Raw genomic sequence first — 16,852 nt, 5'->3', positions numbered from 1 at the left:
TCTGGTGAAAATGATGCAATCTGAAATGTTTGCGCAGCTTAAGTTCACAGGTTTTATATAAAAATTAGCTTGAAAAGCCTTTTGAGTAGGTAAAAGGAATCTGAGTAAATTGTAATTAGCTTTATTAAACAATTATCGGATTGAATTTTGTGATTTAAATGGTATCATAATGAAACACTTATGCAATTTTATGTTTAAAGTGATTTCTGATATATAAGTAACCCAAAAGCTCTTATGATGAACAACTTGTTATTAAAATATATTTCTACAGCATTCAGTTTACTCTTAGCATTACTTCTAATTCCAAGCCTTTCATATTCCCAAGTGCCAAAAGGTGTGCCCAAACCTACCGGTCCAATTGATTTATCCGAGACCAGCAATGTTGTCATATTTATTGCGATTCCTGCTCTGATTCTTATCATATTCCTAATTTTTAGAAAAAGAATTAAGAAGGTAAAAGAGGATAAAAAAGAGAGACTTAGAAAAGGCGAGTAAGCTTTTCTAAAGCTGGAGTAAAACCTCCATCTAAAGCTGGAGGTAATTGATTGGTATCGAAATTCTACGAGGGTTTGAATTTCCTATCACTAGAAATGCGACTGAAGCCCTTCTTTTGATGGTTTTAATTCTTTCTCAATAGGAATGTGGCTTTAGCCCATTCCTATGGATGATTATCTTCCCAACCCCGGCTTTAGCCAAATTCAAAAGAATTCAAATATTCGGCTAAAGCCGGAAAACAATTTTTGGTATTTGTTTGAAACCTCCATCTAAAGCTGGAGGTAATTGATTGGTATCGAAATTCTACGATAGTTTGAATTACCTATCACTAGGAATGCGGCTTCAGCCCATTTCCATTGATGATTATCCCCCCAACTTCAGCCAAAATCAACGAGTTGGAATTATTCGGCTAAAGCCAGAAATGGTCTGTCGGATTTTGTAATCCTCCAGCTGAAGCTGGAGGTAATTGAGGTATCGAAATCCTACGATGGTTTGAATTCCCTTTCACTAGGAATGTGGCTTTTGATGGTTTTAATTCCCTCTCAATAGGAATGTGGCTTTAGCCCATTCCTATGGATGATTATCCCCCCAACCCCGGCTTTAGCCAAATTCAAAGACCTTCTATAGTAATTGTTCTTGATATAGATTAAATTAATTGAGTTTTTTAAAATTTTTCAGCCATGCCATTTATCAAAGTCTATATCCACTTCATATGGAGTACAAAAAACCGCTTCCCATATCTTAATTCTACAGAATCGAGAATGAAAGTGTGGGAGCACATACGTCAAAACGCTAAGGCAAAAGGAATATTCGTTGACTTCGTGAGTGGGTATTCAGACCACTGCCACTGTCTTATATCGCTGGGAGGAGATCAAACTATCCAGAAAGTCATGCAGTTGGTGAAAGGAGAATCATCTTTTTGGATTAACAAAAACCAACTGACCACAGAGAAATTTGAATGGCAGGATGAATATTATGGCGTTTCAGTATCTGAGTCAATTCTACCGAGAGTTCGAAGGTACATTCAAAATCAGGAGGAACATCATAGAAAGAAATCCTATCAAGAAGAATTTGAAGAATTCATCTTGAAACACGGGTTCCAGAAGTTTCACGATTAAAGATTCGGCTAAAGCCGGAAAACAATTTTCGGTATTTGTTCGAAACCTCCATCTAAAGCTGGAGGTAATTGATTGGTATCGAAATCCTACGATGGTTTGAATTCCCGATCACTAGGAATGCGGCTTTAGCCCATTCCTAAGATGATTAATCCCCCAACCCCGGCTTTAGCCAAATCAATAGGAATTCTCCCTCACCCCATTCCTATTGCTTATTTTTCAATAATTTTAAACTAAACTCTACCAGAATGAAAAAAATAGCGATACCCTTTTTCTTATTTATCGCCGGGATCCAATTTGGATTTGCCCAGCGGGAATTGATCCATGCCAGTCCATCTCAAATGGGATTTGATGAGGCTTTCATCAACCGCAGCGTAGATTTCCTGATGAAAATGGGGATAGCCAGTTTAGCTTTTCCAGGAGCGCAGCTTTTGATAGCCAAGAACGATACGGTTATTTTTCACAAAGCCTACGGTTACCATACCTACGACAGCATTCAGCCTGTAGCATTAAACGACCTCTATGATTTGGCTTCGGTGACCAAAATCGCCGGGCCTTTACCTGCCTTAATGAAGTTGGTGGACGAAGGGAAGCTTGATCTGGACAAACCTTTCAGCACCTATTGGGAACCTTGGCAAAAACGAAAAGACAAAAAGGACCTGACGCTGAGGGAGATTTTGGCCCATCAGGCTGGTTTGGTTCCTTACATTGTGTTTTTGAATGAGGTGGTACGGAAAAATGGCAAGATCAAAAAACGATTTGTGCATGATTCATCGGATAAGCGATTTCTGGGACAAGCATATGACGGGATTTATATCAATAATCGCTTTGAACGGAAGATGAACCGAATCATCAACCGATCCGAAGTCTCAGTCGAAAAGAAATACCTGTATTCAGGACTCACTTTTTTGATTTTCCCTAGGTTGATCGAGCAACTCACAGGAAAGGACTATCAAACTTATTTGGAAGAGAATTTCTACCAGCCTATAGGTGCACATACTTTGGGATATTTGCCCACAGGCAAAAACTTCGTGAACGCCATTGTGCCTACCGAAGTGGATTCAATTTTTAGGAAAAGCCTGGTAAAAGGATGGGTACATGACGAGAATGCAGCACTGAAAGGAGGCGTTTCTGGTAATGCGGGCTTGTTCGCTACAGCCGATGACCTGGCAAAATTGATGCTCTTGTATCAGAATTATGGAAGTGCGGATGGGCAGCAGCTTATTTCTGCCGAAACCGTCAAAGAATTTACCGAAGTACAATACCCAGAAAACGACAATCGTCGGGGGCTAGGTTTTGACAAACCTCTTCTGAATAATACTGAGCTTCCCTTAGCAGAAGCGTATCCATCTCCTTTGGCAAGCCCCGCCAGCTTCGGCCATTCTGGTTTTACAGGAACCTTTGTATGGGCCGATCCAGAAAATAAGCTCACCTATATCTTTTTATCCAACCGAGTATATCCGTCCAGAGATCACCAGAACTTATACAGTTTAGGTATTAGAGAAGGGTTGCAGGATGTTTTTTATAGGGCTGAGGGGAGGTAGGGTTCTAATTTTGAGTACCTCAGAAGAAAGGTGAGCTTAAGCTTATAATTTCACTTCTATATAGAACCATTGCTTTTCAAATACGATGAACGGTTATCACTCTGCAATGTAGGACTGAGGTACAAAATACCAAAGAAGCATTCTAATTAATGGTTTATAACAATCAAAAAGGATTGCCACTTAGGAGGTATTGGATTTTTAGATGATTAGTTCTAAGTTTAACAATAGTATAACCAAAGAGTACTAAAAAGCATATTACTGATCAAAGTCCTAACCTATATTACACTTAGACTTACCAATAAACTAGTAATTTTTAAGGTTTGGATAATACAAAAACGTCACATTATATTCTCACAAGATGCGCTTCCAGAATCATGAATATTAAAATTCAAGCGAAATGATTGACAAAAAAATCACTTCACTCATTGGTAAAGCCATCCGGGAAGGGAAATACCTAAACATCACCTATAAAAACAAGGAAGGGAATATTACACCTTTTTGGGTCAGCATACTTGATATAAATTCAAAAGCTGTACTTCAGGTAAATATGTTTAATGTGACAAAGGATGAACCACTCCTAAACAAAAAAATATTTATTTCATCTATCCAGAGTGCTGAAATCCTGAAATTTTCACATTGTGAATCTTCAGATAAACTGATCAAAAAGCTGGATGAGGATGAAAGCTTGCAGGCATATGAGTTTGACCGGTATGACAATAATATATTGAACTACTACTTGGAATGCTACAAAGCCAATAAAGACCCATTTCTTCACAAAGCCCATTTAATTCAGGGATTGGATTTGACTGAGTTAGCAAAGGAAAATCCATATCCCTTAACAGACGAACAGCAAAAACAGATCATAAAAGACATTTATCACAATGATTACCGGAAGTATTATGAGTACGAACTGGCTATCAGTGAATTTTCAATTGATTTACCATCAAAGGGCAAATTTGTTATTGCATACAGAAAGCTTACCCTAGATCCTGTAAATAAAACCTTACATATAGGTAGCAAAACACAGTTCAATTCAAACTTTTATATAAAAGATGTAAAGCACTCCTTGTCTTACTATACTGATTTGAGTCCGGCAGATTTTGAAGCGGTTTACGAAAAAGATCGAACCGAAGCAGAGGAGTTATTGCGATCCAATTTCAAAACTGGTGAATTGATCAATTCTAGGCCCGAACTTGTCGTTTTGGGATATTCGCAAATAGATATTTCTGGTATTTATGACAGCATACATACAGAATACGAGCAGAAAGAAATGCAAGTTCCACTGAAGGCCTTCTTTCAAAACCTATCACTACTAGACAGGCAAAATCGAAAGGAACCACATATTGTACTGTACGATCAGAATATAAATATTGATCAGATTCAAACCATCTATAATGCGCTAAAATACCCAATCACCTATGTGCAGGGACCACCGGGAACAGGCAAAACACAAACCATTTTAAATATTATTGTCAACTGCCTTACCAATGGGAAATCACTGTTGATTTCGTCAAATAATAATGTTCCTATTGACGGGATTAAAGACAAGTTGTACATAGGTAAATACAGAAATAAGGAAATTCTGTTACCAGTACTCCGCCTTGGAAACAATGAACTGGTGGCCCAAGCACTTGAGGTAATTAAAAAGTGGTATGCTTTTGAAACCAAAGACGTTCCAAAGGAAACTTTGCTTTATAATCTCAAAGAAAAGTCAAAGGAGAAAAACAGAAAACTGCTCGAGAAAATTAAAAATCATGAGACCAGATTAGAGCAGTCTCAAAACCTCGAATTTGTAAACAGCATGCTAGCTCAAGGGGCGAATTATTTGCTGGAAAAAGAAAAACTTGCCATAGAAGAGAAACTCGGGCAGATCCCAGAAACCAATCCTGATGATCTGGACGATTTATATGAAGTCATTAAAGACAATCATCAGCTCTTGCAGTTTTTTTACTACGAATCTCTAAGATACCTGAAACGTCTCAGAACCAAGGATTATGCTGAGTTAATAGAAATTCTTGACATTGAAGATTCTAAACTACAGGTTAAAGAATTTAACAAATGGATTGCAAACGATGAGAACTTAGAAAAGCTCACAAAAGTATTTCCCATAATTCTTACAACCAATTTATCAAGCCGGAAGCTCGGCCGACAATTCAAATTTGATTTACTGGTCATTGATGAAGCTGGGCAGTGCGATATTTCTACCAGCTTGATTGCAATTTCAAAATGCAAAAACATGGTTTTAATTGGTGACACCAACCAGCTAAAACCGATTGTTGTATTTGAGGAAAGTACAGATCAACAATTGATGAGGTTGTTTGGCATCGAAAATACCTATGATTACCACAACAATTCCATTCTTTCTTTATATAAAAGGATTGATAATATTTCCAGGGATATATTGCTGAGCTTTCATTACCGATGTGGTAAGAAGATTATCAATTATTCAAACATGCGATTTTATGAGAGTAAACTGAACCTTTCCAAGATTAAAGTTGATGGAGAGCTGAAGTTGATCGATGTGAACAATGTAAATCAACAGAGTAGAAATGCTTCCATTGAAGAAGCAGAAGAGATCGTAAAATACATTGCAGACAATAAATTAAAGGATGTCTTCATCATTACTCCATTTAGAAACCAAGAAGCAATTCTGAATCACTATCTAGGAAGAGCGAAATCCGCTAATCAAATAGATAAATCGGTGAGCTGCGGTACTATTCATAAAATACAGGGACAAGAGAACAAAACCATTATCATATCCACCTCTATATCCAGAAACACTACTTCCAGAACCTACGACTGGATAAAAAACAACAGCCAGCTAATCAATGTTGGTGTAACAAGGGCTCAAGAAAATCTCATAGTAGTTGCTGATAAAAGTGCGATAGATATACTTTCGAGGAAGGATGATGACCTATATGCTTTGGTTGATTACGTTCAAAAGAACGGCACCACCCAGATTCGACAAAGCACTGCAAATAGGTTTACCATAGGGTTTTCGAATGATTCAAAATTTGAAGATGAATTCTACAAAACAATGAGTCATTATTGTTCAGTTCAGGGTAGCCGATTTGAACGAAATGTAAAAGTTTCTGATGTCTTCCCGGAAGAAATTAGCAATCAATTGGTCAACAAAAAGGAATTTGATGGGGTGATTTATCAGGGGCGGATTCCAAAAGTGGTATTTGAGATTAATGGCACCGAGCATTACAGAGTCAAAAAACGAATTGATTCAGATAAAATAAAAATGCAACTCCTTCAATCAAAAGGTATTGATTGCATTACCATTCCTAATCCTTACGTCAAGCATTATGAATTTATCCGGGAATTGATGAATAAGATCAAAGGAGGCGTATATCAAAAATCTTTGTTTGATGAATACGATTCCATGGTTGTTCTTAAATAAGACAATTGGAATCAAAGCCTTACATAATTCCAAAAATAGCAATCGCCCAGTTCAGCGAGGAGAACGGCTTCTACACCACCAAAGCCCGCTCCATCAACATGTCCCAAATCAAGGCCAAGGGTACAAAGCCAGAGAAGCTATTGAAAAAAGCATTATGGCTGGCAGGGGTGAGGTACAAAACTCCTAAACACAAACTTTTCGGTAACCCTGATATCAGCCTAAAAAAATACAAACTCCTCATCTTCGTGGACGGCACCTTCTGGCATGGCTACGACTGGGAGAATAGGAAAGAAGCCATCAAATCCAACCGAGAATTCTGGATCGCAAAGATCGAGCGGAATATGGAACGGGATCAGGAAGTGAATGACTTTAAAAATCAAAAGGTTGGACAGTATTGAGGTTTTGGGACTTTGAGGTGAAAGGGGAACTTGGCCCAAATTTAAAAAAGATATTAACCCATTTTAATGAGTACAATAATTAAGATATTGTGTAGCAGATAAAAATAGGAATGTGGCTTTAGCCCATTCCTATGTGGATTCTACCAATAAATTGGCTTTAGCCAAAATCTACGGGATTCAATTATTCGTCTAAAACCGGAAAATGATTGACTTAAAATTTATCCTTAAAAAAACAAAGAGCCCAACTTGCGCTGAGCTCCTTGCCGATCGGGGACACCCCGGTCCAAATGTTTTTCAAATATATTGTAATTATTACGTAAGATTCAATACAGTGGTTGTATTCGCCTAAAGGAAAAAAAATAGATACTCATAGTTGAGAAATAACAGCAACAGTTTAACAGAGATAGATTTCATACATATTACATTCATGAATCCAACTACTTACACTCACCAATTCCTTTCCTCCGACCAACCCACCACCTGCCCACACTGCGGACTCAGGACAGAGATCATTTCAGACCAAAGCCATACCAACAGCCAAATCCAAATTCATCAATGCCCTGATACATCCTGTGGATTTCAATTTGTGGTGACAAATGATGTTGAATAGTCTCTGAAAATATTAGTCAATTAGCAGATTCGCTGTTATTCAGGGCGGGGAGGCGGTCGAAATAGCGGGCCAGCGCCCGGCCTTGTGCGGATGAAGCATTATTTCGACAAAGGTTTTTGTTACTTTTTGCCTTCAAAAAGTAAGACAAAGGAAGAGTTTGAAAAAAGTGATGTGGATAAATAAAAATATCATCCTCCACAATCTCAAATTGATACTCTTTCTAAAAACCCATCCAACCCCACTTCACTATCAAAATGAATACTTCTATCCACACCAGTTTCAAAAAACAAGATCAGTGCTAGAATATCCTCAAATACCCTAAAGGAATACCCTTCATAATTATAGATAAATAATGCTCGCTCTCTTGTACCCTTTGATAAAATGACCGTCTCAATAGTTCTGGATGACCTCAGGTAGTCGCTCTGACAGAATACAATGGCATTGTTCCCCATTAGCAGTTTATCCTTAATACCCCTTCTCCACAGTCTCCAACCTCCCCCCAATCTCCCTCTCATCAGTAAAGGCCTCCTCACTCTCTTCAAACCCCTCAAACTCATGCCACTCATGATCCACTTCCGGATTATACGGAGAGGCATGCAGCCTAGGCAATCCCCAATCATCAGGGAGGACCGAGCGCTAAGAAATGATCCCTTTGGATCATTTTAGCGAGGGGCCAGGTTGCGGGTAGGTGTGGAGCAAACCGAGAGTTAAGAAAAAGTCCTGTGGACTATTTTGGCGAGTAGCTTCCTCCACAGTAACGCCTGTTGGATTAGAAAATACCACAATCCAACTGCTTGTAATTATCAGCATCCCGGTAGCGGTAGTTGAATTGTATGTTTTTCATTCTCAAATATAAATAAAAGAAGTCTTTTTGTCGACTATAGTCGGTGGTACGATAGTCTACATTTTTTCAGATTGCAGTATGGACGTTAAGGCGGAATACGGCAAAAAAGTAAGGGAGATAAGGAATAATAAAAAGGTTTCCCAAGAGAAGCTTGCAGAACTAGCTGATCTGGATAGAACCTATGTTTCGGATATAGAAAATGGAAAGCGAAATGTATCCATAGAGACTATTTATAAAATCGCCAAAGCTCTGGAAACCCGATTAATTGACTTTTTGAATATTGATTGATTTTTTGATGCAAAGAAGCTACTACTCTAATTCCATTTCTGAATTTATAAAGGATAATAACGACAAAATTCTTGGTCAGTTAATCAGAAATCACGATTTCGCAGCGGACATCTTACAGCGAAATGCATGGATCAAACAGATTGAAATTCTTAAAAAGGAATTGGCTTCAATTAATAGAGGTCAAATTTATTTTGAGTTTTCTATTCCTAGAATGGGAAAGCGTGTAGACAATATTCTAATCATTGATGATTTCATTTTCGTTCTAGAATTTAAAGTTGGTGATACAGAGTATCAAAAGCATGCAGTAGATCAAACTATAGACTATTGTTTAGACTTGAAGAATTTCCATGAAGGTAGCCATCATGAAAAACTAGTTCCATTAGTGATTTCTACAAGAGCTCCCAGTGTTAGTAATAATTATGAAATAAGCGACAAGTTGTTTGAGCCTATTAAGGCGAATCAAAACAATATTGGAAGTATCATAGCTCAGACACTTTTATTGAGTAACGGAATTGAAATCAATCCATTTCTGTGGGAGAATTCAATTTACAAGCCTACTCCAACTATTATTGAAGCATCTCAGGCTCTTTACAGAGGACACTCTGTCTCGGAAATCTCTAGACATGATGCAGGGGCAATTAACCTATCTATTACCACTGAATGTATAAATAGGATCATTGAACAGTCTAAGGCTGATGGGAGCAAATCAATTTGCTTTTTAACTGGTGTACCAGGCGCAGGAAAAACCCTAGCCGGGCTCAATATCGCTAATGAAAGAAGAAAAGCTCATGAAGATGAAAATGCAGTATTTCTTTCAGGAAATGGCCCTTTAGTGTATGTGCTAAGAGAGGCTTTGGTAAGAGATGAAGTTCAAAAGGAAAAGGAAAAAGGCCAAAAGCTTACCAAAAAACAATCAGCAATAAAAGCCAATGCTTTTATTCAAAACATTCACCATTTTCGAGATGATAACCTCATCTCAGATCAAGCTCCAGATGAAAAGGTGGTTATTTTTGACGAAGCCCAAAGGGCATGGACCAAAAAGAAAGCTTCATCTTTTATGAAGGGGAAAGGGATGGAATTTGATATGTCCGAACCTGAGTTTTTGATTGAAGTGATGAATAGGCATACTAATCATTGCACAATAATATGCTTAATCGGCGGTGGACAGGAGATCAATACCGGTGAAGCTGGCCTTTCTGAATGGGTAAATGCATTGAAAAATCACCACCAAGATTGGGATATCTATTACTCCAATCTTATTACGGGTGACAATGACTATTTAGCTGACGAAGAATTAAAAAATTGGCTAAAAACAAATGGCAATTCAGAAGAGTATCTTCACCTTTCAGTTTCCGTCCGTTCATTTCGATCAGAAAGAATTTCATCTTTTGTTCACGAGGTTATAAGGGGTGATTCAATTCAAGCAAAGTCCATATTGGCAGAAATCAATAATGTTTTTCCAATTTGTGTAACTAGAGATTTTAGCACGGCAAAACAATGGCTTAGAAAAAAAGCTAAGGGAACAGAAAGAATAGGATTAGTTGGAAGTTCTGGAGGCAGGCGATTGCGGGCTGTAGGGATTGATGTGAAAAATGAAATTACAGCAGAAGACTGGTTTTTAAATGATGCCTCAGATGTTCGTTCTTCTTACTTTTTAGAGTCAGTCGCAACTGAGTTTGATATTCAGGGGCTGGAAATAGACTACCTGTGTTTGGCTTGGGATATTAACTTCTATTTCAAGGAGGATAAATGGAATTATCAATCCTTTGAAGGATCTAAATGGAAAGCTATCAAAAGTGAAGTGGATAAATCATATCTAAGAAATGCCTACCGGGTACTCATGACTAGAGCTAGACAAGGAATAGTTATTTTTATTCCTCATGGAGATAGCTCAGATCTGACTAGGCCACCCAGTTTGTATGATAGCACATTTGAATTTTTAATTTCTTGTGGTATGAAGGAAATTTAATTTTCTACCTCACCCTATCCCTCTCCTCTAGGAGAGGGGATTAGGCAGTGCTAGCGTGAATGGATGTATTTCAAATCAGGCTTTTGTTTATATAGTATAGCAAATGACCTACTCTTCCAACCTCTTCTACGGAGCCACAGCTACGACACTTCAAAAAGCCAAAGAGCTGAGGAAAACTCTTACACCTGCCGAGCGAAAGCTCTGGACGGTTCTTCAAAACAAACAACTAGACGGCTACAAATTCCGTCGACTACCTCACCTTAACTCCCGATACGCTTCGCTATCGGGAAGAGGGCATTTGATCCTGCTAGCATTAAGTTATTTATTCCAAAATCACTTTCTGATTATATTGACTAGCAAATGACCTACACATCCAACCTTTTTTACGGAGCTTCCGCAACCACCCACCAAAAAGCAAAAGAGCTAAGGAAAATGCTAACTCCAGCCGAGCGAAAGCTCTGGACGGTTCTTCAAAACAAACAACTGGACGGCTACAAGTTCCGTCGCCAGCACCCGCTCTACAAATACATTGCAGATTTTTATTGCCATGAGCTACGATTGGTGATAGAACTCGATGGCGAAGTCCGTGAAGGGGAGGAGCAACGGGAGCATGACATCAATAGAGATGCCGTTATAAAGGAATATGGCATTCATATCCTAAGATTCAGGAATCAAAAAATATTAAGCGACTTACCTAAGGTACTAGAGCAGATACTGAACTATATATCAAGTAGTAAGTCAGAATATTGATCGCTAATCAGGTATTCAATTCTGACCACCATACTTCATTTTAGCAGTGACAAACTCCCTCTCCTAAAGAGCCTGTCCCGATAGCACAGCGTATCGGGAAGAGGGAGGGGTGAGGTAGAATTACAAATCACACCCAGTCACTACAATCACTATGACTACACCTAGCGGGAAAATTGAGCTTAAAAGTATTAATGAAAATAGGACTCAACAGTTTAACACTATAGATCCGGATTAAAGCCACACCTGCCATGAATGACTGTCTTGGTATCTATCCATTCGTCAGCATAGCGCTCATACTCTTCCAATTCCTCCTTGATTCGCTCCAAGTGCTCAGTAGGAAGGAATTTTTTCCAATTGATTTGGTAAGTAATTCCAGGTATAAAAATTCGCTCACTTCCAGGAACCTCAATTCGGATATCGGGTTCACTTGGATAGGTTAGCACAAAAGGTTCTGTAAGCCAATATTCTGGTGCATATTCAGGATTTCGCGTCCAATAGAAAGAATAATACCTGTTCTGCTCGGATTGACTGAAATTAGGTTTGATCCAAGCAGGTATTCCAAGTTGAAACCACATTTCATTTTTTTCATACTTAAAACAATACAAGGCCTCCTTTTTTGTTAAGTTTTTGACATACCTCAGGTCTTTTGAATCAAGAACCTTAGCATAGTTGATTTCCAATTTACCACCGGGCATAGGTACGGGGTATAGGCTTGGTACCTCAAATCGAATTTCTTTATTGGCTTTAATTATCAACTTTTTAATTCCCATTTCAGGATCTGGAAATTCGGGATAGGGGCTATAAATCTGATAACGGTACCAATATTTATAGTAGTCATTCATGTATAGAGAAGCATCAGGTTTTTCAACTCCCGGTTTTAGCCCATGTTGAAGTATTATTATGTTTTGAATATAAGCTCCCACTGTTAACCCACCCGTTTCAAGTAGATAATTGATTCGCCCTAAATGTTCCTCTTTTTCAATAAAAGCATTGAAGTTAAAAAGAAAATCGCCCCCAATTGGAGGGATAGGGAAGTCTTGGTTTATACCAATTATGATCGGAGGGTGGGTAGGAATCACTACTGTCAAAAGTAGATTTCCTAACGAATCATAGAGTTCCATAGGATCGGAAATTTTATAAAATGCTCATGATCCCGAAACTTCGGGATCACACAGTGCGATGAATATTCTGGGAACTCCATCCCGTTTCCTTCGTCACGGGACAGGTTATGGCCATAGAAAATCAATTATAAACACATGAAACTATTAAATTGCTAAGAATTAGAAAAATGTAGTGGACACTAATTTCACCTCACTATATGATTCAATCAAAAAAATCCTTCCCCTCACTTCACTTTTTCCTCTTTTAGTGTAATAGTTTTTCCATAACCTTTCTGTTTGTTGATCGGATTGATGGATCTTCGAAGGAAGATAATCTCCACTTACTCTAATCGTTATTGAAAGCTCCCTTTTTTTTGACCTTCTCACTCCACTTTCAGCAGTGACAATCACCTTCTCCTAAAGAGCCTGTCCCGATAGCTCAGCGTATCGGGAAGAAGGCGGGGGATGAGGTTGAAAAATACCCTGTACAGGGTATAGATTCTTCCAATATTTCCACTTTCTTGCTACTGTTCTTTATCACCTGAGGGGACAACCAACTTTTATAGCATTATTCTGGGCTTAAATCCGGAAACGACCAAACACCTTATGATTCTGATAGCTTGATGATAATACTAAACGTTCGCCCTCTCTTAAAGGAGAAGGAGGGGTGAGGTAGATCCATATGCTCTAGAAAAGCAGCTTCAGGTGGTAAGTTTTGTTGGCATCATGGGGATTGATAGTAAAGTTGTATTGGACTACATGTTAATAATTAGCAGGGACCAAGCGCCCTCTCCTAAAGGAAGAGGGGTGGGGTGAGGTAGACCAAGCCAATTGCAAATTTAGGGTAGGATAAGGCGTGCAGAAGTCTTCTAGAGGAAGATTTAAGCCTTGGGCCAGCTTGTAAGGCAGGCAAACTTCACCCAGTAATTACAAATCATTTGACTACACTCAGACGGGAAATAAAATTATTTAGATATAAAAAACTATTCATATTAAACATGGAATTTTCTGTTCAGAATATTCGCGATGCCTACAAGAAGCTAAAGTCATATGTATATTACGACCATACCGATCTTGTCCTAAGAAGGCAGCTCGTTGAGTTTGAAACAAGTATCGGCAAGGATTACCTATTAAATAATCCTTCATCACATTACAGTTCTAAAAAAGGATTTGAATACATCTTTGAGGATTTTACACTTGAGGATAAACTGGACCGAATTGCAAAAGAACTTAACAACTATCATGAGAATGGCGAGTTCTTCGTCGGACTTATCCAAAAAATTTCTATTGATTACTATCCAAAAAAAATAAAAGGAGAAAGAGAGTCTAGCAAAAAAAACAATTTTATTTCAAACAAAAGAATTAGAAGTAGTTATGAAATAGAAAGACTAACTCCATTTATAAATGCTCCTATTGAACTACATATTGTTGCTGTTCTGTGGATTTTGGTCGAAGGATATCGTATTGATAGTCTCCTTAGTAATGAATCACTTGGAAATCGCTTATTACTCAATAAAGATAAAACCGCAGTTGTTCAAGGATCAGGTTTATTCAAACCATATTACAATCAGTATCAGAGATGGCGAGATGAAGCGGTTGAGACAGCTGTCAGAATCATCAAGAAAGGAAAGAATGTAGCATTCTTAAATCTTGACCTAAAAGAATATTTCAACTCAGTAAAGATTCCTAGGTCAGAATTATATAATGGGCATGAATATGAAGTGCTTAACTCTGAATACAACTTAAAGAAGATATTTCTTAATATTCATGTAAGCTATACAGAAAAACTTAATAATGATCTAAATAAAAATCCCCAATTATCCAAAGATTTTGATGTAGCCTTACCGATAGGCCTTGTTTCATCTTATGTTCTTGCTAATCATTACTTGAAAAAATTTGATGATTCAATCTCTAAAAAAGTAAAACCTGCATATTATGGTAGATACGTAGATGATTTGATTTTTGTAATAGTTGACCCTGAAACTAGCTTTAGTGAAACAAACTCAAGTAAAGAATCAATTATTGAAAACTTTATTAGAGCAATTTTCCCTGAAATTATTACTGTAGTTGGTTCGGAGAGAATTGAAGAACAATCGCAAAACGAAGACTTAGAAAATAATGCTTTTAAACTTGAAGAATATGAGACATTGTATTGTCAGCTAGATAAATCTCTACTACACTATTTTGATGCTGATGAATCTCATTTAGTAATAGACCGCCTAAAACAGGAATTAGATGAGAGAACAAGCGAATTTCGTGACTTTCCGGAAGAAGGAGCTAACAACCTTACTTTAGCTGCCAGTGCTTATCATCTTGATTATGATGGTACAGAGGGTAAGATTAGAACTTTGAAAGACTATAAAGAAAATCGGTTTGGTTTAACCCTCTTTCTATCCAATAAAATATTTAGCGCACTAAGACATCAGAATAATCTAACTGACCATGAAAGTGAAGAGGTTGTGAGATTCTTCAAGGGAGAGAATTGTTTAAACTTTTACAGACTTTGGGAACGTATTTTAACTCTTCTATTGGTAAATCAAAAACCAGCTCAATATGTTGATTTTCTTTTTCATTGTTATGAGCAAATTGAGGCATTGCATATTAATAAAGAGACAGGCCAACTACGTTCAGGTAAAGTTAAAGATACTCTTTTTGAATATTTGGATTCTTCAAATGAAATCACTCTGTCTCTTAATTTAGATTTTATTTCAAAAACAAAGAAAGTGGAGCGAGATTTTGATTTTAAGAAAAATGCTCTATCCAATTATAATTTTAGATTTGTTTTTGGTCTACAAGAGCCTACCAATTCCAAATCCTATTGGATAACAAGATTTCGAAAAGCAAACATGATGAGGCATAACTATGTTGTGCATCCATTACTGACTTACACCAAATCATCAAAAGATGGAAAACTGAGAAGCTTGGTTGCTATAAAAACCGATTTTAGTAAGTATCAAATAAGTGAGGATCTTATGGTAAATTCACCAAGGCGTGTCAAGTTTTGGGAATGTTGTCTATCAGTTATTTATGAAGACCTTGGTAAAAGGTTGAGAAGACAAGGTGGTCAGGGAGATTATTACACTACTAATATTTTTTCAATAAGTAAAAAGAAAGGGTCCATAGAATCGCACGATTACATGGATGCAGCCTTCGAACGGTTTGCTAAAATTAATGAATCTCATGTAGCAAATTATGAACAATTTGATCATGACTTCCGTGATAAATTTTTCAATCGAAAGCATGACGAAAAGAAAAACAGTCCAACCGTATACGTTGAAGAAATAAGAGTTGATTCTAACAAACGCTTACCTAAAGCAATAAAAATTGCATTTGCCAACACTCAAGTCAGATTGTCTAATGTTATTCTTGGTATGAGAGGAACACCAAATTTAGATTCAGACCGATATGATTCTTTGGCGGCGATATTAAATGCAGCTAGTAAAGAAAAATCTAACTTGCTATTGTTCCCGGAATGTTTTATTCCGATAAATCTCCTTTCAAGTTTGGCTAAGTATTCAGAAAGAAATGATTTTGCAATTATAACTGGAATTGAACATGTTAAAGTGAAGGACTCGGTATTCAATTTTGTAGTTACAATTTTGCCAACTGAAGTAGGTGGTATCTCTGATTCCGTCGTAAGCATTAGATTGAAAAACCATTATTCTCACGAAGAGCAATCGTTGATTAAAGGAGATCATTTAAAGGTACCCTTACCAAAGGTCTATCGGCATGACATCTTCAATTGGCGTAACTTTTACTTTTCACCTTATTATTGCTTTGAGCTTGCAAATGTGTGGCATAGAAGTTTGTTTAGGAGTAAGTTAGATATGTTAGTAGGGGTAGAATGGAATAAGGATACAAATTATTTTTCAAACATAGTTGAGTCCTGTGCAAGGGATTTACACTGCTTCATAGCCCAGGTAAATACTAGCCAATATGGAGATTCAAGACTAACACAGCCTACAGAATCGGCGAGAATGGATCTTTTAAGGTTAAAAGGTGGACTTAATGATACGATTTTGGTAAGTGAGATTGAATTATCGGCTATTAGAGAGTTTCAGCGCAAAACCTATGAAGTGACACGAGAAAGAAAGGAATATAAACCATTACCTCCAGATTATGATTTTAATTTCGTTCTTAAAAGAATAAATAATGAATCAGTGTTATAGGTGTAATGTTTAGAATGAATTAGGGCCTTACATTCCAAGTTGCCATCTTCATAGAAAATTTAATAGGAGCTAGATGCTCAAGGAAATCTGCGGCAGGAAGTAGCTTCTGTTGCAGCATTGGGATTAAGCTAATTCACTTTGCATATATGCCAAAAGACAGCAAT

General features: G+C 37.4%; 13 protein-coding genes. 10 read left to right on the top strand and 3 right to left on the bottom strand.

All coding sequences use genetic code 11. The annotated features are described in order from the left end of the window. Positions 1–194: 194 nt before the first annotated feature. On the bottom strand, positions 195–422 hold the full coding sequence (locus LV83_RS21290) for a hypothetical protein (RefSeq protein WP_146613685.1): 228 nt from the start codon (positions 420–422) through the stop codon (positions 195–197). A 753-nt stretch (positions 423–1,175) separates the two neighbouring features. On the opposite strand from LV83_RS21290, the gene LV83_RS03745 reads away from it, so the two are divergent. The 5 genes from LV83_RS03745 to LV83_RS21775 all read left to right on the top strand — a co-directional run bounded on the left by LV83_RS03745 (position 1,176) and on the right by LV83_RS21775 (position 7,568). Continuing rightward, positions 1,176–1,613, top strand: a complete 438-nt coding sequence (locus LV83_RS03745; protein WP_111610200.1) for a transposase — start codon at positions 1,176–1,178, stop codon at positions 1,611–1,613. Between the two features lie 245 nt (positions 1,614–1,858). Beyond that, positions 1,859–3,154, top strand: a complete 1,296-nt coding sequence (locus LV83_RS03740; protein WP_111610199.1) for a serine hydrolase domain-containing protein — start codon at positions 1,859–1,861, stop codon at positions 3,152–3,154. A gap of 397 nt (positions 3,155–3,551) precedes the next feature. Next, positions 3,552–6,560 (top strand): DEAD/DEAH box helicase, encoded by a 3,009-nt coding sequence (locus LV83_RS03735; RefSeq protein WP_111610198.1) that lies wholly within the window; start codon positions 3,552–3,554, stop codon positions 6,558–6,560. 5 nt (positions 6,561–6,565) lie between these two features. Further along, on the top strand, positions 6,566–6,958 hold the full coding sequence (locus LV83_RS03730) for a very short patch repair endonuclease (RefSeq protein ID WP_245946990.1): 393 nt from the start codon (positions 6,566–6,568) through the stop codon (positions 6,956–6,958). A 427-nt stretch (positions 6,959–7,385) separates the two neighbouring features. Next, complete coding sequence (locus LV83_RS21775; protein ID WP_111610197.1) at positions 7,386–7,568, top strand: ogr/Delta-like zinc finger family protein; 183 nt, start codon at positions 7,386–7,388, stop codon at positions 7,566–7,568. Between the two features lie 203 nt (positions 7,569–7,771). Here the strand turns inward: LV83_RS21775 and LV83_RS21285 are convergent, their stop codons facing one another. Next, entirely contained in the window at positions 7,772–8,164 is a 393-nt protein-coding gene (locus tag LV83_RS21285; RefSeq protein ID WP_146613684.1) for a hypothetical protein, read from the bottom strand. Between the two features lie 275 nt (positions 8,165–8,439). Here LV83_RS21285 and LV83_RS03715 point away from each other — a divergent pair, with 275 nt between their 5' ends. The 4 genes from LV83_RS03715 to LV83_RS03700 all read left to right on the top strand — a co-directional run bounded on the left by LV83_RS03715 (position 8,440) and on the right by LV83_RS03700 (position 11,419). Then, positions 8,440–8,700 (top strand): helix-turn-helix domain-containing protein, encoded by a 261-nt coding sequence (locus tag LV83_RS03715; RefSeq protein ID WP_245946989.1) that lies wholly within the window; start codon positions 8,440–8,442, stop codon positions 8,698–8,700. A gap of 7 nt (positions 8,701–8,707) precedes the next feature. Continuing rightward, the gene (locus LV83_RS03710) at positions 8,708–10,669 is read left to right on the top strand and encodes a DUF2075 domain-containing protein (protein WP_111610517.1); all 1,962 of its coding nucleotides are present in this window, start codon (positions 8,708–8,710) and stop codon (positions 10,667–10,669) included. 103 nt (positions 10,670–10,772) lie between these two features. Then, a complete protein-coding gene (locus tag LV83_RS03705) occupies positions 10,773–11,033 on the top strand; it encodes a DUF559 domain-containing protein (RefSeq protein WP_111610194.1) in 261 nt (86 codons plus the stop codon). Further along, positions 11,030–11,419 (top strand): endonuclease domain-containing protein, encoded by a 390-nt coding sequence (locus LV83_RS03700; RefSeq protein ID WP_111610193.1) that lies wholly within the window; start codon positions 11,030–11,032, stop codon positions 11,417–11,419. Before LV83_RS03705 ends, LV83_RS03700 begins: the two co-directional genes overlap by 4 nt. Before the next feature lie 218 nt (positions 11,420–11,637). On the opposite strand, the gene LV83_RS03695 is transcribed toward LV83_RS03700, so the two are convergent. Continuing rightward, positions 11,638–12,540 carry a hypothetical protein gene (locus tag LV83_RS03695; RefSeq protein WP_111610192.1) on the bottom strand — a complete coding sequence of 301 codons (903 nt, stop codon included), beginning with the start codon at positions 12,538–12,540 and terminating at the stop codon, positions 11,638–11,640. A gap of 977 nt (positions 12,541–13,517) precedes the next feature. Here LV83_RS03695 and LV83_RS03685 point away from each other — a divergent pair. After that, a complete protein-coding gene (locus LV83_RS03685) occupies positions 13,518–16,688 on the top strand; it encodes a hypothetical protein (RefSeq protein ID WP_111610190.1) in 3,171 nt (1,056 codons plus the stop codon). The last annotated feature ends 164 nt before the right edge of the window (positions 16,689–16,852 follow it).

It is taken from the genome of Algoriphagus yeomjeoni, from assembly GCF_003259505.1.
GTDB classification, from domain to species: Bacteria; Bacteroidota; Bacteroidia; order Cytophagales; family Cyclobacteriaceae; genus Algoriphagus; species Algoriphagus yeomjeoni.
The sequence above is the reverse complement of the archived record's forward strand: the minus strand, read 5'-3'. Positions and strand labels throughout refer to the sequence as shown.